Source organism: Pelotomaculum sp. FP, assembly GCF_004369245.1.
Taxonomy (GTDB): domain Bacteria; phylum Bacillota; class Desulfotomaculia; order Desulfotomaculales; family Pelotomaculaceae; genus Pelotomaculum_C; species Pelotomaculum_C schinkii.
Window position 1 is genome coordinate 1 of record NZ_QFGB01000070.1, and the last position, 18,796, is coordinate 18,796.

The window sequence follows — 18,796 nt, forward strand, 5'->3', positions numbered from 1 at the left end:
GACCACCCTCTCAGACCCAGATATTGTAATTTTCTGGGCTTAGTTTGTTATATTCTTTTGTCTCGCATAATGAAATATTTTTTCCAATTCTTTTTTAAAGTGGGCTTGACATTTTACCGCTGGGCTTCTCATGCACCCCCAGGGGCTCGTCACCTTCCGTGAGGTCCATGAATTCCTTTTCCTCAACACACAAGCTATCACTGCCAAGCATCTCCCGGCTTTTTTGCTCCGTGTTTGCCGCAGCTTGTTCTTTGGCGTCGAAGTCGCGCAGGCTGACCTGGACCGGGCTCAGCTCAACCAGCACCTGCTCGTTGGGCTTGAATTGCTTTAGTTCTAAAAGGTTCTCACCGGTTAGCTCAATGTCCTCCAGAATCACCCGGATGGACTGCGACCAGCCGTCGGAAAGCACCCGGTTGACGATTTCGATCTTCTTCACTCTCGCTGTAAAGTCTGCTTTTCTCATCGCTTACTCCTTATTTTACCTTTATTTAGACAAGCCTGCCGCTAGCACCGTGACAGCAGAGGATGGAAATCTAACGATGTGGGTGCATTTCTATGGGGTCTGTGCGAATGAATTCGCACCTACATTTTTTGGAGATGTGCCCTTAAGCTCTTCCCTTACCACCACTTCGGCCCGCTCCACCTGGTCAATCTTGCGTTCGGCCAGGATGCGCGTGACTTGCCGTTCATCCACATACGCCACTTTGTTTAACCCGTCCACAATAGACTTGACGCAATTGTCCAGATCAGGCAGAGTCCCGGGCCGCCGCCGGCCGCCCTTGGTGTAACCTTTTGCCTGCGGGTTGAAATACACGGCGATTTCCATTTCCACCGTCCCGGTCGCCGGGCTTGTACACGCCTCTTTTCCGGCCCTGGCCACGTCTTTTTCGTAGTTTTCTGTTTCCGGTGGCGTGTATAAGATCACGCTGCGCCCGCGATAGCCGATACGGGGGCGGCCTTTGGGCACTGGCCGGCCTGGTATGGTTATTTTTACTTCGTTCATAGAACCTCCCTTAAAGGTATAAGGACCTGATAAATTTTCTTTTTTTACTTTCATACGCATCTTGCTGACCGGCTTGTCCACTTTCCCGCAGGCTTCTCACCGGTTTCTCCCGGGGGATTTCAGCGACGGTGCGCACACCCGCTTTCTGCCAGTTGACCAGGATACCGCCGGTGTAGGCCAGGGTCCGCTTGTTCTGGAGGGCGGCTCTGGCCAGGGCGGCCAGGAGCAATTCCTCTGGAAATTCACGCTGCCATTTGATTAACTGGCTAGCTTCTAACGGTGAAAGCGGCCTCCCGAATTCTTTGGCAAAGCGCTCTGTCAAATCAACGACTACTACTACCTTCTTAAGATCTTTATTCTTTAAATTCTTAGGCGCTTGGGAAGGCTTGCCGCTGTAGGGCCCAGGCTCCCTCACGAGTACAGTCCCGGGTACAGGTACGGGTACAGTTTCCGTACCCATAGGCGTACTCGAGGCACTCTCCAAGGGTACCGTCGCCGTACCCGGTAACGCATCAACCAGCGTCATGGCTGTGTTTTTACCGGGTACAGTTTCCGTACCGGCAGATGGTCGCGATGCGCTCTCCACGGGTACGGCAACTGTACCCGACTGGTAATCCTGCCAGTTGGCCACACAGACCTTGACCCCATAGAACGGCTTGGCCTGCAGCTTGAGGTAGCCGTTTTGCTCCAAGTATTTCAGGGCGTTTGAAACAGTGCTTTTGCTCATCTGCCGGCGGGCTTCACCGAGGACTTGCCGGATATGCTCGTAATTGAGCCACAGCTCTCCGACTTCCAGCTCCCGCGCCCGGTCGGGACGGGGGGCAGCCTCCAGAAGGCAATAGATCCACAGCTTGAAAGCCGTGCCCGGCATCTTTAAATGCCCGTTGTCTTTTAGTTTTCGCCACAGCTTGATCCAGCCCGCCAATGCTTTAAGCCTCCCCGCTGTTTCATTCGGACGCCACCAGCTTTAACTGGCAGCCAAACTTTGTCCGGGCGATGTTCTCCAGCGCCCTCGCCCGCCGGAAGATGGCGCGCGCCCTGGGCTTTAGGTGCCGGGTGGCCACCTCCAGGTCCTCCAAGTCTTCAATCAGAAAGTAGCCGCCGCCCTCCGGCCCGGTGCTGCTGCCGATGGGCAGGCCCCGTTCCACCACCAGGCGGTAGATGATCTCACGAATTAACCTGTCATCAAGGCAGGCTACCCTGGTCAACCACCGGCGGCTGATGGCGTTCTTGTGGCCGGCCGGGATGCAGTCGAGGACTGCCTGCTCCCGCGCGCTTAAACCCTGGCAAATAAGCTTGTCCATTTTCACTTCCCCCCTTGCTTATCCTGAAAATAACATTCTCCGGCTGCCTTATAAAAATGTAGAAATGTGTCTCTTCAGCATATATCGTGAATTGCCCCGCCCCCTGGTTGGACCGGTATGGAGCGAGGCTATTCAGTTGTCAAATAGTTCGTTGGCGGGTCTACCAATTTGGTAGTATTTTGCTCATACAATTCCTCTGTAGTAACCCCTAACGCTGTGGCTATTACATCAAGTTGTTCCGCTGTGATTTTACACCTGCCCGTCTCCAGGTAGTGATAGCCGATTCCGGTCTTATAACCAATCTTTTGAGCTATTTGCCGCTGTGTTAAATTCTTTTGCTTGCGCAAACCTCTGATTTTTTCTAAATTAACCCGGCGCATGTTCCTCACCTGCCATTTCAGTAATAAGTTAAGCATATCATAACCTACCATTATGGTAGTTGTCAATACAGCATTTCCATTACGGTAGGTCTTGTTTTATTTTTTTTCTTGTGCTAAGATAAAACTACCAAATTGGCAAGCTAGATGGGATGATGGAGATGACACTTGGCTGGCGACTGAAAAAAGCGAGAGAAAGCAGGGAACTTACCCAAGTAGAGCTGGGCAGGCTTATTGGCGTTACCGATGCGACAATCAACCGCTACGAAAAAGACTTAAGGAGCCCCGACCCGTCCACGCTAAAAAAACTGGCAAGTGTACTTGAAACCTCCGTTGATTACCTCCTTGAAACTGCAAAGGGACCAGACCATGACTTTGAGCAGCTATGGCCGGAAGGGATCAAGGTTCTTCGCCGGGCGCATAATAAGCTCAGCGACACTGAACGAGAAAGAATGTTAAGGCTAATAAATGCTTTTATCAAAGAGGCGGAAGATGAGGCCGAGAAGGGTAAGAAGTAGCTTTGCCAGGTCAAGGGCCCGGATTTATTTGAGAGAGAGCGGCATTACAAGCCCACCCGTCAATGTTATCCAGTTAATTGAAAAACACGGCAGAATAGTGTGGGACCTAGACGCGGGCAATGGCTTTACAATCTATTACGAAAAACTGGATACTTACTGTGTATTTATTAACCCGGAGACCATGCCGGGCAGACTTAGCTGGACTTTGTGCCATGAATTGGGACACATCGTCCTTGACCACTTTAATAAATATGACATGGCTAACCTGACCCCCCGGGAGGAAAAAATTCTCAACCGGGAAGCGGATATATTCGTCCGTGAGCTGCTTATGCCGGAGGATTGGGTTATAAAGTATTATTATCCACCTGTTACAGTGCCTCAAATGGGGGTATTGAAAGAGAAATTTGATGTATCGTGGGAAGCAATCAGTTACAGGTTCAATGAATTAGGCATATGTAAAAAATTAGATATAGACGAAATGTTTTATGATTGGGACAGCAAGGGAGATAGCATAACGTATCTCCCTTACAATTTTATTGAGGACAAAAAACCGGTTAATCAGTATGTTATCGAGGTAAATTATTGCACTTCTATGAAGCCGGGGAGGGCCATCGCGATGACAGTTCCATTTAAAATCCCTCGCAATGACGTAAAAATGAGATTTTTGGAGTGCCCTGTGTGTGGCAATAATAGCTTTTCTTATGACGCAAGCTTTTGCAAAATATGCGGCCTTTATCTTTTCAACGACTGCCTCCGCTCTCCATACGACCCCAGGAGGGATTACGAAGATGAATGCGGGCGGGCCAATGTTGCTAATGCTCTTTACTGTGAGCACTGCGGCGCCAAAACGATGCTTTGCGAACAAATGGAAAGCCTGGGCTATGAAGTTGAGAAGATTAGAGAAATTGCTTTAGCCGGCGAAAACGAGACCACAGTCCGGACAGAGCCGCCGCTAAACGAGGATAAAATTCACAGATAGCGGGCATTTGCGCTCACAAAAGACTCACCCACTGATAATTTTGCTGATTTCTTCCGCATCAAGCCCGCTTTGCCTGGCCACAACAATCGTCAGGGAGTTAATGCTTTTTTGCAAATCCTTAATCACAGGCTCTATCTTGATCAGCAGGTACCCGGCCACCACCATCGGGAAGCCGTAATTGGCTGCAAGTTTGAAGATTTCCTCCACAGGTTTCCCCCCTTACACTATCATGGCTTGCATCGGTTTGCTCTTGTATACCGCGTCGGCAGCATGGGCATCTATCATGTGCATATTTCCAATCGACCTATTTATGACCGCCATTTCCGGTTTCCTTGCAGGAAAAGGGAGGAATCATCCTCCCTTTCCGGCACGACCGTCAAAAACGGACCCTTATGTACAAGTCTTTGCCATCACGAACAAGAATCATACTCCAATTGGTATAATCCCCCTCATTAAATGAAGTTTTCCTGCTTTGCAATAATCTGATTCTTTGCCCCTGGTACTGGATACATTGACGAAAAAGGCCATAGCAGGGGAGTGACTCCCCACGTCCTACGACATACCTTTTGCCACGAACTCGTGGTCAGAAAGGATCCCATGGACGTTATCGCAAGGCTTGAGGGCATATGAAGAGGGATGGTTCGCCAAATCTGGCAATGGTCATAAAGTATACACAGCCGGGGGGGAATACCTTCGCAGAGAGGTAGAAGAATTAAGCTGGAAATCGGGGTGATATAATCTAATTAATGCCCCCAATCATCAATTTTCCAAGAATCGTATTCCTTCTCTTTTATTAAAAAATATCTCCACGATACTTTACTGTCAATAATACTCATTTCACAAGCAAACAGTATGGTGTTCCGAAATCCGGACTACTCGTTTAAAAAATGAATATCGTGTTCCGTGCTTTCGTCCGTATCAATCAGGAGGTCTTCCGGTATTCGCAGATAGAGAACCGTATCACCAAAGAAGTAGTCCGTTCTTTTCATAGAAAAACCCGTGCCGGTGAACTGAGCCATAGTGAAGTCATGATAAAACCAGATCGTTTCCAGATGAATCCTTTCCGGCTGAAGTATTTCTAACTGATTATCTTTCAGCCGGATATCCGGCGGATTAGCCAGCGTTAAACGGTTTGATGATTTTGGGGCGTAGCTTAATACCTCCAGCTTGCCGTCGCGGACATCTTTTCTCTCCAGGACAATGCGAGTAGAATACCGTTCATAATCAGGGGCTGTTATTTTCAGGCGTTCTTCCTGATAATCAAAACTCCACCGGGCAATGATCTCCGCGCCTTCGTAATTGTCCAACCGGCCTTCATAGAACGCATCGTAAAACGCATTGATCTGGGAGTCATGATAAGAATACTGTCCCGGCCCGATCTCAATAACTTCGAACGGCTCCGGCGTACTAGGTTTCGCAATCGCGTAAAACACAGGGACGGAGACAAATAAAAGGGCCATATAGAAGCCGACCACCAGGCGGGTCTTACCCAGCGAAATGCGGACTTTGCTGAAGGCAACAAACGCAATGATAATCAGCAGAAGGAGCAGCAGGGTTATCAACGAAGCAATCAATGCCATTTCCTGACCTCCATTCTATTGAAAAACAGAATTACACATCCAAAAACGATGGACGATACAAGAACAACCTTCAGGGCGAGGAGCGCGTGGGAACCTTCTGTGGAAAAAAACTCAATAGCGCTGATTAGTGTCCGGGCCTGGCCGGTACTTCGGGCCTCCATAAACAATGTGCCAAAAAACAAGCCCGGTAGCAGCACGACAAAAGCAGGGTGCAGTTGCGTCAGCATGCCGATGAGATACCCAATGATGCTGAGAAGCGCCGCATAGAGGGTGGCGGCGAAGATGCCGCTTAGTAAAGCCGGCGGCGCAATCCAAAAGGCGGGACCGGCATCTACCCCGCCATGGGAAAGGAACATGACCACACGCAACAGTAGGCCGCATAATGTGGCGGTAACCCCGGCGATGACGGCGGCGGTGAGCAGAAAGGCCAGGCTGGAAAGGTGGCTGCTCAGTCGGTTTGAAACAAAGGTAAAATCCGTTTTGAACCCGTTGTTGGCCATACTGATTCCGATACTGAAAGCCCAGATTAAAGTAAAGATGATGATCATATCGCCGGTGACATATTTTATGGTGTAAGATATGCCCTGACTGCTGCCCCCCGAGGTGACGCCCGCACCATTAAGGGAGAAGAGAAACGCCAGCAACTGCACTGCAATCAAGGTGTAGAACAGGCCCGCGTGGGCTTTTGTCTTATAGTGATACTGCGTTTTTGCCACGGCAAGTATGCTAGTTTCGGTCAAAGACATCATCGATCCCTCCTTTGTTCCGCGCTGTCAGGTACATACAAAGATCGTCGGTGGCTACTGGTGAAATCGCCACGCCTTCGAGGCGGGCCTTTTGCAGCTCCTCTTCTACAAATTGGTTGCGGACGGCCATATACACGCTGTCCTTCCCCAGCTTTTTCCGGTATAAGACCTCGGCTTTTTCGGCCATCTCCGCAATAGTTTCCTCTTTGCCCTGCAGCCCGACGGCGTATTCTTTCAACTCATCGATAGGCATATGCAGGCATTTTTCGCCGTCCTTGATCAGTAAAAGATCATCTAAAATGTCGTTGATTTCATTCAATAAGTGACTTGATAGAATGACGGTACGCGGATACTGCATAAAGTCTTTTAACAATGCACGGTAAAAATCTTTCCGCACCGCCGCGTCCATGCCGGTAGTGGGCTCATCAAAGATGGTCAGCGGACAGCGGGCGGCGAGGCCGAGAATCGCATTAAAGGCGCTGCGCATACCTTTGGAAAGCTTGCTGTGATATTGCCCGGGATGCAGATTGAAGTATGTGAACAGCCCCACGGCTAATTTATGATCCCAATTTGCATAGAAGCGGCCCGCGGATTCCAGAATTTCACCGAGATTCATTGATGCAGGCAAGACCATGTTTTCATCCACAAAAATCATGTTGGCGGAAACCTTGATATTGTTGAATGGGTTTTCCGAGAAAACCTGAATACTGCCTGCATTAGGGAGCAGGTATCCGGCAATCATCTTCAAAAGTGTAGTTTTTCCGGCGCCGTTTCGTCCGATTAGTCCGGTGATTTTATTGGGTGCCAGTGTGAAAGACAGGTTGTTGATCGCCGTGGTTCGCCCGAATGTTTTTGTCAGCCCGCTGCAATCAACGACATTCATTGTGCTCCCTCCTCCTTTGCCTGAAGTTCTGCCGCTATTAGCATGTTAATCAGGTCGTCCTTACTGACGTTCAGGCGCTTTGCTTCGGCGACCAACTCCAACACCAGTTGCTTTAAATTGCGTTTTATTCGTTTGCTACGAATGGCCTCTCTGGCGTGGGAGGATACAAACATGCCAAGCCCTCTTTTCTTATACAAGAGTTTTTCGTCGGCCAAAATATTCAACCCTTTGGCAGCGGTGGCCGGGTTGACGTTAAACATGTCCGCCAATTGGTACTGGGAATACATTTTTTCATCGCTGGCGATGTTGCCGTTTAGAATCTCCATTTCAAGCCATTCTGCAATCTGGACATAAATCGGCTTTAGACTGTCTGTATCCAGCAGCAAACGCTCACCTCCCCATCACCTGCTGGTAGCATAGTGAATTACCACTGTAATGCACTATACTACGGTCTCTGCTTTGGTGTCAATAGAAAACTGCTGATAAATCATCCTATCTCCCCCTGGAAGACCGCCGGTTTGACCGAGGGATTAAGGTTGCAGGATGAGCATTTCGTCCTGCGCCATAAATGTTGCTGCACAGTTCAAAGATTACTCGGCACAAGAAAGGTACTCTTTTTAAATAGCACAAAAAAACCCTCGATATTCCTTACGAAGTTGAATGCGGGCGGGCCAATGTTGCTAATGCTCTTTACTGTGAGCACTGCGGCGCCAAAACGATGCTTTGCGAACAAATGGAAAGCCTGGGCTATGAAGTTGAGAAGATTAGAGAAATTGCCTCAGCCGGCGAAAACGAGACCACAGTCCGGACAGAGCCGCCGCTAAACGAGGATAAAATTCAGCTGTAAAACTTAAAGGAAATGTCCGCCTCTATATCTTCATAGATAGCGGACATTTGCGCTCACAAAAGACTCACCCACTGATAATTTTGCCGATTTCTTCCGCATCAATCCCGCTTTGCCTGGCCACAACAATCGTCAGGGAGTTAATGCTTTTTTGCAAATCCTTCATCACAGGCTCTATCTTGATCAGCAGGTACCCGGCCACCACCATCGGGAAGCCGTAATTGGCTGCAAGTTTGAAGATTTCTTCCATCGTTTTCCCCCCTTACACTTTCATGGCTTGCATCGGGTTTGCCCTTGTATACCGCGTCGGCAGCATGGGCATCTATCTTGTGCATATTTGCAATCATCCTATTTATTGACCGCCATGTCCGGCTTCCTTGCAGAAAAAGGGAGGAATTATCCTCCCTTTCCGGCCGGTTGCACATCCATATTAAGCTCCGGCAGTGCTTTTAAACAGGCGGCGTATAAAGATCAGTCGTTTCTGTAGAAATGATCTTAGCGTCATATTTGCTGACCAAATCGCCACCGGAAGTGGTGAAAATGTTCTTCGCGATAACCAGGTCCATAGCCGTTTCAACCGCAGCAGCTGTAAGATCTGGTTTGGGATTGTCCAGGCTGATATTGACGGTATTGCCTGTCTGGTTCTTAAAACTCATCCGCAGGGTTGTAGTTGTCGCCAATGAATTTCCCTCCTCTCTCAAGTGTTACGAGGTATTTTTACTTAAGCTTGGATCAATGCAGCATTATCCACTCTGGTAATACCGTTTAGTTCATAATCCTGCAAAGCAGCAAGGGCGCCTGCCACATCAAAAATGTCTTGATCTAGCGCAGCTGATTTGACATTGTTCAAACTCTTGCTCCGCAGGATCGGGCTGCCGCTCTCGCTATCGCCAACATGCAGTACCAGCCTGAGAACAGAGTTTCCGGGCACTTTAGTGACTGCCATTTCATTATCCCCCCCTTGCAGCTTTATTTGTGGGCAGGTCCCAACCGGTAAGCAAGGACCCGCCAAAACAAAAAGACCGGCAGAATTTACCGGTCAGTTATAGTATACCAATCGTACGTATGTTCGTCAAGCATTAATTCTTGTTTTTTTACCCTACGGGCAAAGTCTTTTAGCTCAAGGATTTTCCCCTTCTGTTTGGGGAGTTGTTTGGTGACAATGCCTTAACCGTGGCTTTACTGGATCGGATAACGCACCATGCTCATGTTATCATCCCCTTCATCGGTGAGTCCTACCGGTTTAAGGAAAGCAGAGAAAAACTGGAGCTAACAAACTAAAGTACGAAAAGTAACTGCCTTAGGGTGGTCAATTTTTTGGCTGTCACGGTGGTAAACTTTTCGCTTGACACTACGACCCGCTGGCTATGCAACTGATTGTATGCCCACCGGTATACTTTCCAGTTGTGGTACACCACAAGCTGGGCACACTCCTAATCCTCAATGACTTCCTTTAATAACAGCCTTTTTTCAAAAGCGCCCCGCTCTGCAGCCTTTTTCTCCCGCAGGCTATGAAAATCGTTGATTTCAACACCCTTATACTTTAAAATGGAGTAGATTACCTCAACCAGGTCAGCCAGTTCATCAACACTATCGCTAGCCAGATATTCCTGCAGCTCTTCACCGAGTTTCTGATCAAGAAATTCCTTGTAAGCTTTATCAGTAAGCCTCTCAACCACGGCCCTCTTGCCGCTTTTTTTAATAATCTCCGGAATCCTATCCCGCACAAGCTTGTTATATGTAATGGTTTTCATTTATGCACGCCCTAGCTATTCATAATATAAGTTGAGATGTTACGGATACCCGTTGCAGCAAATCCGCCCGGTGGCGCTCACGTAATTCCTCATCGAGTCTGCCCCACCGCTCATGGTTCAAATCCTCCCAATGCCCTTTATACTCAGGTGGTCAAAGATTGACATAAATATAGCAGGGCTCCGGAATTTAACTAAATCCATGCCCTGCTTTTTTTATTTATACATAAACAAATGACTGGGGTTCAAAATTCAATCCAAAGTCAGAAAGACTACGTGGCTTACTGTATTTTTTGACATTGCCCAAACGGTAGGCAACCGCTCTTTCCTTATTATGGAAATACTGATCATAAAAAACCTTTGTTATACCCGCATATTCTGATGTAATTTGCCATACTTGCTCGGGTTCATCTACAATGATCTCCATTACTTGAGCCTCACCAACCACTTGCATGACAGGAGAAGTTGCATAAATAATAATCTTGTCAACATCCTCACGACAGCGCACTTTTCTAAAATCAAACAATTTGTTCCCATTCATTATATTTTCCACATGTTCTGGATTAATCGATAATAACATTTTGCACATCTATATCACCCATTTCTAGTATACTAAAAAATTCCTTTGGAGTGTACCTTATATTATAAGGGTATTCTTCAAAAAGCCCGGCTTGTTTTAAACTATTAAAATTAACATTGTGCCCCTTACCAAAGTAACCATTATATAGCAGTTCTAATAGTACCAGGTTCTTTTTCTTAGCGTAAATACTATTTAAGGACTTTTCGTCAAATATTGTTTTATTACCAGCCAGACTGACAAAATCGTCAACGCTCATTAATGATGTATTTGATCTTTTCACTACAGTTAAACTAGCAATCGTGCAGAAGGATGTTGCAACAGATTTAAAAGCAGCTCTTCCTTTTGTACCGGTATATTTTCTATAAATTATCACTGGTTCGCCTACTTGATGATGCATTGGTGAAGAAGGCGCCCCTATATATACCTTTAACACACCGTTACCTGCTGTTTCTTCTTCAATCTCATTTTTATTTCCTTTTAGTTCGGAGTAAGGGAATAAAATATCATGATATCTGTCCTCGATAGGAATCATGCCGGCTTTTTTAAAATTTGGTTCTATAAATGGAAACGATTTAAAGGGATCTGTATAATCAATATGTTTTCTACTCTTAAGAAATACGCACTCACCTCGTGGATTCATACCAACACATACAAATCCAAATCTTTCAAATAAATTTATCAATTCTTTATGCTTCTTAAATACTGTAAGATAGATTTCATCATATCTTAGTTCCTGCCATTTCCAAAGCGAAACACCAAGTGCACCTTCTCCTAATCTCTGTACTTCTAAACCTCTCTGCTAAACGAAAAGTGCCGATCTTTATTCGCGGTATTGCTGGTAAGATTTTATCTATTAGTAAAATTTGCTCATTCTCTTCTTTGAGATAAACAAATGAACCGACCCCACGATCATCATTGAAAACTAGTGCACGCTCACCTGCTTCTCCTTTTTTCTTGAACCATGTTGTAAATTCCTCATAGTCTGATTTAAGCGAATCGAAGAATACGTCTCGCAAATCAACTTCTGAAAACTTGCGCCACTCAAACTTACCAGCCATTGTAATACCCCCTTATTTATTTTCAATGTGGACTATTAATTGCTGAAATTTCAAGTGGTCAAGTCCCATATCATCAAAATAACCCTAATAAAACCGCTTCATTTAAGTTTTTAACATATTTATATAATATGTTTAAATCATTCATTACCATCCTTCCTCAACTTACTGCCACTGCTAGCGTTTGGACCATTTCCTCCACATCAGCTTCCATGGGAATGGCCATCAGTACCAGGTTGACGCTTCTTCTGCCGGCGTTGAGAGCAGCACGGTGGTAAAGCATGCCACGTTTTTTCAAGGACTCCCAGGTATGCTTTTGGCAGGGATACACCAGGCAACTGGTTATTCTACTGGCTTCGGACAGTGTGGAATAGGCAAGCACTTGCAGCAAATCCGCTCGGTGGCGCTCACGTAATTCCTCATCGAGCCTGCCCCACCGTTCTTGGTTCAAATCCTCCCAGTGCCCTTTATACTTGGCATCAAAGATGATCGTCTCCTTTTCACCCCGTGCAGATAAACGCTCCAGAGTTAAATCCGGCAATAAGTATTTTTGGGATCCGATATAAGGCGGGTCCCAAACCAACGGGGCAACAGTCTCCCTTTTGCGGCCCACGTGCAGGACACCCCCAATGCGCCTGGTAAGCGCCGCTGCAACGGTTTCCATCCAGGCTTCAAAAAACTCCTCCATTGGCATTACCCAGGGCAACCCCTGCATATCACCGAGCCCGGCCAACCCCCTGTCTTCAATAGCCCATTCCATTGCCTGCAAGCCATCATGGAAAACCCTGGTACGGACCGAACCCCGGTACCAGGCGCCCAATGTTACAGCGGTAGGCTGTTTCGGGATAACACTTCGCACTCGCTCCAGCAAGGATTGGCAGATACCGATTAACTGCAATACAATAGCCCCGGCATTTCTCTGGCCTTCTAAACTAGCCAGCTGTTTGCGCAGGGTAAAATGGACCGCCGCCTTTAATTCTCTGTCATCTCGCAGATCGGGATAACGGCAGGGCACATCCAGAAACCGGGCTGCAGAGATATTGGATGTAATATAACGGGACCACCGTATGTTGCCGCGTGGTGCCTGAAGGTTTGACTCGGCTAACTCAAACCTTCTTTCCAAGCAATCCAGCAGTTCCTTGATACGCAAAAGGATAGTTGTCGACAACACCCATTGAGGAATTTTACGGTCAGAACGCGGCAACAAGGGCAGTTGCAGTAAAGACGGGACTACCCGCCACCCCATCTTGCCAAGCATTGAGCCGATGCCCGGCCAATCAAAACGAGGCTTAATAATGAGCCCGTAATCCGGTTTACCTGAGGTAGGTGATAACAGTGGAATGGCACCTACCCTCGTGCCGGTTTGAAGAACTACATCTACCGAGCTACCATCATAATCTAACCCAGCCGAAATACCGAAATTCTTAAGGATGCCCTCATTTTGCCGGATGAATTGCTTTGCCAGGCGAGCCGCCATGGATTGTGGTTCTCGGGGCAGATTACCTTTTAGAAAGGAAACGGCCGGAAGGCAGGCCATAGAGGAGTCAACAACTTCAAAACAAGGGGATTCACCCGGTTTTATCGGTACAATGGGGTTTCTATTAACACTTCTGCGTCGTTTCATTGCAGCCTTCATCCCTGCAAGCTCTCTATCCATTGCAGATAGGCATTGATCGGGTCGGCAAAGCCTGCCACATAACCCTGGATGAGGTATTCTTCTAAGAGCGGCGCCAAATTTACTTTAAGATATCTGGCAGCTTTCGCATCGTCTTTTTCCAAGAAATATGAATGTCCAGGTACCAGGGCTAAAGCGTCATCGCTGGCATATTCAATAAAAATGGTCACCAGTTCCATAAACGCCTTATTCATTAGCTCTCCGGCATTCTCTTGCACCACTTTCAATTGCGGCCAGAGTTTAACAAAGGCAAACCTGCGCCGGACAGCAACATCTACAATGGCAATACTACGGTCAGCACTGTTCATGGTACCCAATATGTAAAGGTTATCTGGCAATTGGAGTTTGTTTTGAAAAGGCTCTCCAAAATCATAAGGCAGCTCTAATTCTCTTTGTTCATCAGAGCGTGATTCCAGTAGAAATATAGCTTCCCCAAGGACCTTCGCTAAATCGGCCCGGTTAATCTCGTCGATATGAAGCAAATACGGCTTGCCTGGGTATTGGAAAGCCATATTGGCTGCCTTCATTAAAAACCCTTGTTGTGGGGCAAAGCGGAAACCCATGACGTCAGATGTTTGCACGGGTGCCAAACCGCCCACAAAATTCTCATAGGTGGTGTTGGGGTGAAACTGAATGGAGAAACCATTACCTTTATAGGCCTTATGTAAAAGTTGCAAAGCCATGCGAGTTTTCCCGGTCCCTGGAGGTCCCTGTAAAACAACAAAGCGGCGTTCCTGGAGAAGCTCATATACCTCCTCTTCAGTGACGTCCGGCATTAAGTGGGTAAAATATTCGGAGCGAATCCGCGCACCATCTTCTGCAGCGGATTTTAACGGATAGATGCCACGTTCTGCAAACATCAAATCCAGAAATGCCTTCAGGGCATCCACAGTTGCATCTAAATTGCCGTTGGGGACAAAAAAACCATAGATCACCTTGCCATAGCGTTCAAAGACGAAATTGTACTCTGGGAAAAGTCGCTTGATGTTACCAGGCACATCCAGGTCTATCCGCACCGGATCCTGTTTAGCCCAAGCAACTAGATTACCCTGGCCATATTTTTTATTGAGCCAATTACAAATGGCTGAGACTTTCCGACCGTGGCCGGGTCGCGCCAGAACCTCTTCATCGGGGCTTAATCCCTGCGTCCCAATACTCATTGCCAACATACTTGGGCCATCGGTGATGGGAAATATACCAAAGCTCATTCCTCCATAGGAACCAGAGTCAGGGTTGGAGGGATGAATCAATGAGACAAATGGAACCCCGGTCCCTCCTTTAAATTCAGGGGCACGAAGGGTTACTACCTTATTGGCCTTATCGGGATAACGCCCCCCGCTGGCACCAAATATTTCTGCAAAGGCGCTTTTAGCTTTATCTGACCAGCTTTCAGTTCCATTGTCGTGAACAAGATTAATTAGTTGATTCATATGTATCCATTCAATCTCCTTACTCTGAAATATGGCCAGCATATATACACGGTTATTAATGTTAAAATCCCTTCATCTATTTCCTCTATAACTTCTTAAGCAGACCAATCACAATACCATTAATTTGAACCTGGTCAGGGTTTAAATTTATTGGTTCATACCTTGAGTTTTCAGGTATCAGCAGTACACTGTCACCCATCTGCATGTATCGCTTCAATGTCGCTTCATCATCTAGCAGGGCAATCACAATCTGTCCGTTATCCGCCGTAGACTGTTTGTTGACAATAACATAATCACCCACATCAATGCCTGCATCCTTCATGCTATCACCAACCACTTCCAGCATAAATGTATTTTTGGGCTGACTCATCCAGGTTAGCGGTAGCGTGAAGCGATCCTTGATTTCCTCATTCACTTTTAAAGGGCTGCCAGCTATCACATCACCCAAAACAGGAATGTCCATAACTTCAACATCTGGGATAGCCAGTTCTGAATCCCAGCGTTTTAATGATATAACTCCAGGCTCTTCACTGTCGCGTTCGTAAATCATATCCGGCTGGTTGCGGTAGCTTTTATAACAGTACCTTTGCAATGTATCCGGCAACATTAAATTATTAAAACGTGGCAGATCCTCTATCTCGTCTAAATCCCTGTCCATAATTTTCAAGCTGTGGCCATCCGTAATTAAGCAGTACCGCACCGTATCTAACAACCGCATATAGGAGGCGGCCTGTTTTTCTGCATCAACAATACCCGCCCGGTATTTTTTAGTTTCTACCAGTATGTAGGGAACCCACTTTCCCTGGAAATAAATTTTAACAATAATATCGGCAAATCCTTTCCGGGAAAAATCCATTACCGGATATTCCACTTCCAGCATTTCTTCTTTATAACCGTATGAATCTATCAACTCTCTCAGAATCCACTGCCGGATCGTCTCTTCTTTTGCATAAACATCCAGGATCTTATCCTTTTTTAGATAGTCAGTTATACTAATCGGGTATAGAGGTTTGAGGCATGTATTTCTCCGGAAACGCAGATAAGCAGTGTCGATCTCCTGGATAAAGCGAGATGGTTTTTGGTGGCTGCTCAGGTAGAGCAAATCATTAGCCCGAGTCATACCGACATAGAGCAACTTCCTTTCATCAGACTCAAGCACTTTATCATCATCTTCACTCATTCCTCCAGTAAACGGGATTACTCCTTCATTGATGCAGATAATCAGTACTACTTTAAATTCCAATCCCTTAATTGAATGCATGGTGCACACCTTCACCATATCGCTTTCAAAATTCGGGTTGTCGCGGTCTAAAATCTCGCATGGCAACTTCTGTTGTGCTAGATAATGCTGAGCTTCCTGAGCTATCCGCCTCTCTTTGGCAATTATGCATATTTCCGAAAGCTTATATTCACTTGATAGTTCATGGATGGTCACTTTTATATGATCCAATTCTTCTTTTAAAGTGGCGAAATTCCGGTAAATTGGATAATGGCCTTTACGGTCCACTAGCAAAGGCTTGACGAAATCGGTGTCGTTCTTCAGAGTTTCATCTTTTTCCTGCAGCGAATAAGCCGCCTCAGAAATCTGGGTGGTTGTCCGATAATTTTTGGAAAGAGTCCTGCTTTTACCGCTCATATCGTAACCCAGAGTAGTATAGCTCCTGCCCTTACCCAACCAGGAGTGCGTATAAATGCTCTGCGCATTATCGGCAATAAATGTAATGCTAGAATAAGGCTTAGGCTTATAGATGCGTTTAACCATTTCCAGCTGTGCCTTCGTCAGATCCTGGCTCTCGTCAATAATAATGTGGGTATAGGTTTCCGCGTCTTTCACCGGGGATGTCAAGGCAATTTTATTTAACATCCGGAATTCCGTAAGTTTGTCCTTTGTCATTAATTCTTGATAAATCTCTTTAAGTTCGAAAATCGAGGATCGGATCTCAGAGTTTTTCAAAAGCTTCTGAGGCGTTTTCTGCATCACATTGGTAGCCCTGCCGGTCCGGTCCACTTGCTGGTACTCTTCCAGCGTTTCAATTAAACAGGCGTCAATCCACTCTATTTCGTCGATGAGGAAGCCTGCATTTTTATGGTTGATAATTTTAGTTGCATGGTCTTTTTCCGCAAGAAGGTGAATCGCTTTCGACATCAGGCTGAATTTATCGTTGTTTGTAGCAAACTTGATATTATTATCTGAGCAACATTTCCGATAATATGAATAAACGATGCTATCGATAGTTTTAATGTCGACTTTCACTTCATTATTTAGCATCTCACTCATGCTGATTTGCTCATCAGGGTTCTCGACCTTATCATAAAGGTGTCTGATATAGTTGCGTAAAGTCTTATTAAATGTGACAAGCAAAATCTGATCGTCCTTCTCGTAGCAATAATGCTTCATCAGAAAAGGAATCCGGTGCACTGCTACCGTGGTCTTTCCACTACCGGCAACTCCTTTGATTAAAATATGCCCGGAAGGTTCCATTGAGATCAGCTTTTTTTGTTCAAGGTTTAACTGCATAATATTACCTCCAGGTATCATTACTTCCAAGAAATCAGGGGGACAGATTGCTTACAAAAAAATCAAAATACTTCTATCTGTATACCCACCAGGGCAATTTTAATTATATCTCGCTATATTATTCAACTTGACACAATATAAATAATGGGAAGCTCAATCAAGTTATTAATCGGCATCCGCTCTCCAATCTTCTCCGCAATAATTTGTCTCGATGTTTTGAATATAGTTGAATGTAGCATATATATCCCCTTCACTCTTTATTACTAATTCTCTGCAAATATCAGAACTGCTACTCCATTTTTCATTAATAGCATGAATAGCGAATGGCGTAAGGGTTGTTCTCCCCATAACCGGAACATCACGTGAATCATACATATATCCAAGATATAATATATTTGCTTCTAATAGTAGATATATATCTTGCATAATTATCACTTTTATTTCCTTTTCCTTTTTCCCGGTATATAAATTATTAAATTCAGCCTTTCTTTTTTTGTAACAAATTTCTGCAAGCTTGCCATACTCATTTGGTTCTACCTCTATCATTTCGCAGCATGATTCATCTAAAACGACGCCCAAAATCAGTTTATATTTTGGCTTATTTAAGATATCATCTTTTACTAATTTCATGCAAATTTCACCATACGAAAATAATTTATTAAAATCATATTTATATGTCTCATATTTGTTATTTCCAAATCGCCATGAGTTGTTATATTCTTGGATTTCCTTATTAAGTAATTCCACATACTTCCTAAAAAGTGAGGTCATTAAAATAAAATCTATTCTATAAACTGTAGCTTCAAAGTGAGTAAGTTTATTCCTTAGTATTTCTAATGCAGTAAGTTCAAATATGAAACGCTCATCAAACTCAGTAATATTATACATATATGCTAATATTTGATATGCCACACCGAAGCTAACAGTATTCGGATGTACTTCAGACGGATTATCCTCAAGATAATTCAATAGAGAATTATAATTACATTCTTTTGCACGCTTATACTTATTAAGAACATTATTAAATCCATTACTACCATAAGAAAAAAGCATAAATTCATTTCGGTTTAATATCATAAATTTAAACGTTAGTTCAAAGGCACTATGTAAATTAATTATCGCCAATTTATAGCTTTTTACATTGTCATTGTCTCTATGAATTTGTTCAAAGCTATCAATGGTTAAATCAAGTGATAGTTTTATATTATCAACAACATCAATTTTAAACACAAATTTCACCTTTCCTTTTCGATATTATTATGGACATTCACTACTACTACCACTATATCTTTCGACTGCTTATAGAATACTATTAATAGACTAATTTACCAGTACTAACTAACCATCCATTGTAGATACTTATCTCCAGCAACATTTGTCAAAACTATTTTCAAGGAGATGCTCTAAAATTCAGTCTAATAAGACCCGGTTTAAACCCCTAATTTTAGAGTCTACTCCCCTTATTCTCTTGTTTACATAGAATTAATAAATATTGCTCACGGAACAGGAAAACCAATAAGCCTCAATTCATTTATTGTGAACAGCTAAGGCGA

General features: G+C 45.0%; 24 protein-coding genes and 1 pseudogene. 4 read left to right on the forward strand and 21 right to left on the reverse strand.

The features are described 5' to 3' along the window. Positions 1-94 precede the first annotated feature (94 nt). From Psfp_RS22355 to Psfp_RS18625, 5 genes are all read right to left on the reverse strand, one after another. On the reverse strand, positions 95-463 hold the full coding sequence (locus Psfp_RS22355) for a hypothetical protein (RefSeq protein WP_243120797.1): 369 nt from the start codon (positions 461-463) through the stop codon (positions 95-97). A 90-nt stretch (positions 464-553) separates the two neighbouring features. Beyond that, the gene (locus Psfp_RS18610; RefSeq protein WP_134220019.1) at positions 554-1,003 is read right to left on the reverse strand and encodes a RusA family crossover junction endodeoxyribonuclease; all 450 of its coding nucleotides are present in this window, start codon (positions 1,001-1,003) and stop codon (positions 554-556) included. A gap of 10 nt (positions 1,004-1,013) precedes the next feature. Further along, on the reverse strand, positions 1,014-1,928 hold the full coding sequence (locus Psfp_RS18615; RefSeq protein WP_134220020.1) for a DnaD domain protein: 915 nt from the start codon (positions 1,926-1,928) through the stop codon (positions 1,014-1,016). Positions 1,929-1,950: 22 nt separating this feature from the next. Further along, positions 1,951-2,307, reverse strand: coding sequence for a DNA replication protein (locus Psfp_RS18620; protein ID WP_134220021.1), 357 nt, complete (start codon positions 2,305-2,307; stop codon positions 1,951-1,953). A gap of 128 nt (positions 2,308-2,435) precedes the next feature. Further along, positions 2,436-2,723, reverse strand: a complete 288-nt coding sequence (locus Psfp_RS18625; RefSeq protein ID WP_243120798.1) for a helix-turn-helix transcriptional regulator — start codon at positions 2,721-2,723, stop codon at positions 2,436-2,438. 113 nt (positions 2,724-2,836) lie between these two features. On the opposite strand from Psfp_RS18625, the gene Psfp_RS18630 reads away from it, so the two are divergent. Both Psfp_RS18630 and Psfp_RS18635 read left to right on the forward strand, forming a co-directional pair. After that, positions 2,837-3,202 (forward strand): helix-turn-helix transcriptional regulator, encoded by a 366-nt coding sequence (locus Psfp_RS18630; protein WP_134220022.1) that lies wholly within the window; start codon positions 2,837-2,839, stop codon positions 3,200-3,202. Further along, a complete protein-coding gene (locus tag Psfp_RS18635) occupies positions 3,177-4,181 on the forward strand; it encodes an ImmA/IrrE family metallo-endopeptidase (RefSeq protein ID WP_192895530.1) in 1,005 nt (334 codons plus the stop codon). The genes Psfp_RS18630 and Psfp_RS18635 overlap by 26 nt, the downstream gene beginning before the upstream one ends. A gap of 24 nt (positions 4,182-4,205) precedes the next feature. Here Psfp_RS18635 and Psfp_RS18640 read toward each other — a convergent pair whose 3' ends face one another. From Psfp_RS18640 to Psfp_RS18660, 5 genes are all read right to left on the reverse strand, one after another. Next, on the reverse strand, positions 4,206-4,388 hold the full coding sequence (locus tag Psfp_RS18640; protein ID WP_134220024.1) for a YvrJ family protein: 183 nt from the start codon (positions 4,386-4,388) through the stop codon (positions 4,206-4,208). Positions 4,389-5,053: 665 nt separating this feature from the next. Beyond that, positions 5,054-5,761 carry a hypothetical protein gene (locus Psfp_RS18645; RefSeq protein ID WP_134220025.1) on the reverse strand — a complete coding sequence of 236 codons (708 nt, stop codon included), beginning with the start codon at positions 5,759-5,761 and terminating at the stop codon, positions 5,054-5,056. After that, positions 5,752-6,501 carry a hypothetical protein gene (locus Psfp_RS18650; protein WP_153189562.1) on the reverse strand — a complete coding sequence of 250 codons (750 nt, stop codon included), beginning with the start codon at positions 6,499-6,501 and terminating at the stop codon, positions 5,752-5,754. Before Psfp_RS18650 ends, Psfp_RS18645 begins: the two co-directional genes overlap by 10 nt. Further along, the gene (locus tag Psfp_RS18655; protein ID WP_134220027.1) at positions 6,488-7,390 is read right to left on the reverse strand and encodes an ABC transporter ATP-binding protein; all 903 of its coding nucleotides are present in this window, start codon (positions 7,388-7,390) and stop codon (positions 6,488-6,490) included. Before Psfp_RS18655 ends, Psfp_RS18650 begins: the two co-directional genes overlap by 14 nt. Further along, the gene (locus tag Psfp_RS18660) at positions 7,387-7,776 is read right to left on the reverse strand and encodes a GntR family transcriptional regulator (protein ID WP_134220028.1); all 390 of its coding nucleotides are present in this window, start codon (positions 7,774-7,776) and stop codon (positions 7,387-7,389) included. Before Psfp_RS18660 ends, Psfp_RS18655 begins: the two co-directional genes overlap by 4 nt. Positions 7,777-8,108: 332 nt before the next feature. Between Psfp_RS18660 and Psfp_RS22595 the strand changes: the two genes are divergently transcribed. Next, complete coding sequence (locus Psfp_RS22595) at positions 8,109-8,237, forward strand: hypothetical protein (RefSeq protein WP_282434365.1); 129 nt, start codon at positions 8,109-8,111, stop codon at positions 8,235-8,237. Between the two features lie 64 nt (positions 8,238-8,301). Here Psfp_RS22595 and Psfp_RS18665 read toward each other — a convergent pair whose 3' ends face one another. The 3 genes from Psfp_RS18665 to Psfp_RS18675 all read right to left on the reverse strand — a co-directional run bounded on the left by Psfp_RS18665 (position 8,302) and on the right by Psfp_RS18675 (position 9,180). After that, positions 8,302-8,484: a YvrJ family protein gene (locus Psfp_RS18665; RefSeq protein WP_134220029.1), complete on the reverse strand. Its 183-nt coding sequence runs from the start codon at positions 8,482-8,484 to the stop codon at positions 8,302-8,304. A gap of 199 nt (positions 8,485-8,683) precedes the next feature. Continuing rightward, entirely contained in the window at positions 8,684-8,914 is a 231-nt protein-coding gene (locus tag Psfp_RS18670; RefSeq protein ID WP_190258422.1) for a DUF2922 domain-containing protein, read from the reverse strand. A 41-nt stretch (positions 8,915-8,955) separates the two neighbouring features. Further along, positions 8,956-9,180: a DUF1659 domain-containing protein gene (locus Psfp_RS18675; protein WP_134220030.1), complete on the reverse strand. Its 225-nt coding sequence runs from the start codon at positions 9,178-9,180 to the stop codon at positions 8,956-8,958. A 206-nt stretch (positions 9,181-9,386) separates the two neighbouring features. On the opposite strand from Psfp_RS18675, the pseudogene Psfp_RS18680 reads away from it, so the two are divergent. Continuing rightward, positions 9,387-9,515: pseudogene (locus Psfp_RS18680) on the forward strand (ATP-binding protein); the annotation flags it as partial. 152 nt (positions 9,516-9,667) lie between these two features. Here Psfp_RS18680 and Psfp_RS18685 read toward each other — a convergent pair. The 8 genes from Psfp_RS18685 to Psfp_RS18720 all read right to left on the reverse strand — a co-directional run bounded on the left by Psfp_RS18685 (position 9,668) and on the right by Psfp_RS18720 (position 18,473). Then, positions 9,668-9,988, reverse strand: a complete 321-nt coding sequence (locus Psfp_RS18685; RefSeq protein WP_134220031.1) for a nucleoside triphosphate pyrophosphohydrolase — start codon at positions 9,986-9,988, stop codon at positions 9,668-9,670. A 217-nt stretch (positions 9,989-10,205) separates the two neighbouring features. Then, positions 10,206-10,526 carry a hypothetical protein gene (locus Psfp_RS18690; protein ID WP_243120799.1) on the reverse strand — a complete coding sequence of 107 codons (321 nt, stop codon included), beginning with the start codon at positions 10,524-10,526 and terminating at the stop codon, positions 10,206-10,208. A 22-nt stretch (positions 10,527-10,548) separates the two neighbouring features. Then, positions 10,549-11,247: a hypothetical protein gene (locus tag Psfp_RS18695; protein WP_134220033.1), complete on the reverse strand. Its 699-nt coding sequence runs from the start codon at positions 11,245-11,247 to the stop codon at positions 10,549-10,551. 37 nt (positions 11,248-11,284) lie between these two features. Further along, positions 11,285-11,623, reverse strand: coding sequence for a hypothetical protein (locus tag Psfp_RS18700; protein ID WP_134220034.1), 339 nt, complete (start codon positions 11,621-11,623; stop codon positions 11,285-11,287). A 157-nt stretch (positions 11,624-11,780) separates the two neighbouring features. Continuing rightward, a complete protein-coding gene (locus Psfp_RS18705) occupies positions 11,781-13,277 on the reverse strand; it encodes an McrC family protein (protein WP_243120800.1) in 1,497 nt (498 codons plus the stop codon). Beyond that, complete coding sequence (locus tag Psfp_RS18710) at positions 13,253-14,767, reverse strand: AAA family ATPase (RefSeq protein WP_243120801.1); 1,515 nt, start codon at positions 14,765-14,767, stop codon at positions 13,253-13,255. The genes Psfp_RS18705 and Psfp_RS18710 overlap by 25 nt, the downstream gene beginning before the upstream one ends. Before the next feature lie 43 nt (positions 14,768-14,810). Continuing rightward, positions 14,811-17,243, reverse strand: a complete 2,433-nt coding sequence (lexA, locus tag Psfp_RS18715; protein WP_192895531.1) for a transcriptional repressor LexA — start codon at positions 17,241-17,243, stop codon at positions 14,811-14,813. Positions 17,244-17,408: 165 nt separating this feature from the next. Then, positions 17,409-18,473 carry a hypothetical protein gene (locus tag Psfp_RS18720; protein ID WP_134220038.1) on the reverse strand — a complete coding sequence of 355 codons (1,065 nt, stop codon included), beginning with the start codon at positions 18,471-18,473 and terminating at the stop codon, positions 17,409-17,411. Positions 18,474-18,796 lie beyond the last annotated feature (323 nt).

What these genes read in the sequence shown, in the direction of transcription:
- Psfp_RS18675 (WP_134220030.1), bottom strand. Translation starts at nt 9,180, where the DNA reads ATGGCAGTCACTAAAGTGCCCGGAAACTCTGTTCTCAGGCTGGTACTG.
- Psfp_RS18630 (WP_134220022.1), top strand. Translation starts at nt 2,837, where the DNA reads ATGATGGAGATGACACTTGGCTGGCGACTGAAAAAAGCGAGAGAAAGC.
- Psfp_RS22355 (WP_243120797.1), bottom strand. Translation starts at nt 463, where the DNA reads ATGAGAAAAGCAGACTTTACAGCGAGAGTGAAGAAGATCGAAATCGTC.
- Psfp_RS18635 (WP_192895530.1), top strand. Translation starts at nt 3,177, where the DNA reads ATGAGGCCGAGAAGGGTAAGAAGTAGCTTTGCCAGGTCAAGGGCCCGG.
- Psfp_RS18620 (WP_134220021.1), bottom strand. Translation starts at nt 2,307, where the DNA reads ATGGACAAGCTTATTTGCCAGGGTTTAAGCGCGCGGGAGCAGGCAGTC.
- Psfp_RS18625 (WP_243120798.1), bottom strand. Translation starts at nt 2,723, where the DNA reads ATGCTTAACTTATTACTGAAATGGCAGGTGAGGAACATGCGCCGGGTT.
- Psfp_RS18710 (WP_243120801.1), bottom strand. Translation starts at nt 14,767, where the DNA reads ATGCTGGCCATATTTCAGAGTAAGGAGATTGAATGGATACATATGAAT.
- Psfp_RS18690 (WP_243120799.1), bottom strand. Translation starts at nt 10,526, where the DNA reads ATGAATGGGAACAAATTGTTTGATTTTAGAAAAGTGCGCTGTCGTGAG.
- lexA (WP_192895531.1), bottom strand. Translation starts at nt 17,243, where the DNA reads ATGCAGTTAAACCTTGAACAAAAAAAGCTGATCTCAATGGAACCTTCC.
- Psfp_RS18700 (WP_134220034.1), bottom strand. Translation starts at nt 11,623, where the DNA reads ATGGCTGGTAAGTTTGAGTGGCGCAAGTTTTCAGAAGTTGATTTGCGA.
- Psfp_RS22595 (WP_282434365.1), top strand. Translation starts at nt 8,109, where the DNA reads ATGCTTTGCGAACAAATGGAAAGCCTGGGCTATGAAGTTGAGAAGATT.
- Psfp_RS18685 (WP_134220031.1), bottom strand. Translation starts at nt 9,988, where the DNA reads ATGAAAACCATTACATATAACAAGCTTGTGCGGGATAGGATTCCGGAG.
- Psfp_RS18665 (WP_134220029.1), bottom strand. Translation starts at nt 8,484, where the DNA reads ATGGAAGAAATCTTCAAACTTGCAGCCAATTACGGCTTCCCGATGGTG.
- Psfp_RS18610 (WP_134220019.1), bottom strand. Translation starts at nt 1,003, where the DNA reads ATGAACGAAGTAAAAATAACCATACCAGGCCGGCCAGTGCCCAAAGGC.
- Psfp_RS18645 (WP_134220025.1), bottom strand. Translation starts at nt 5,761, where the DNA reads ATGGCATTGATTGCTTCGTTGATAACCCTGCTGCTCCTTCTGCTGATT.
- Psfp_RS18655 (WP_134220027.1), bottom strand. Translation starts at nt 7,390, where the DNA reads ATGAATGTCGTTGATTGCAGCGGGCTGACAAAAACATTCGGGCGAACC.
- Psfp_RS18705 (WP_243120800.1), bottom strand. Translation starts at nt 13,277, where the DNA reads ATGGATAGAGAGCTTGCAGGGATGAAGGCTGCAATGAAACGACGCAGA.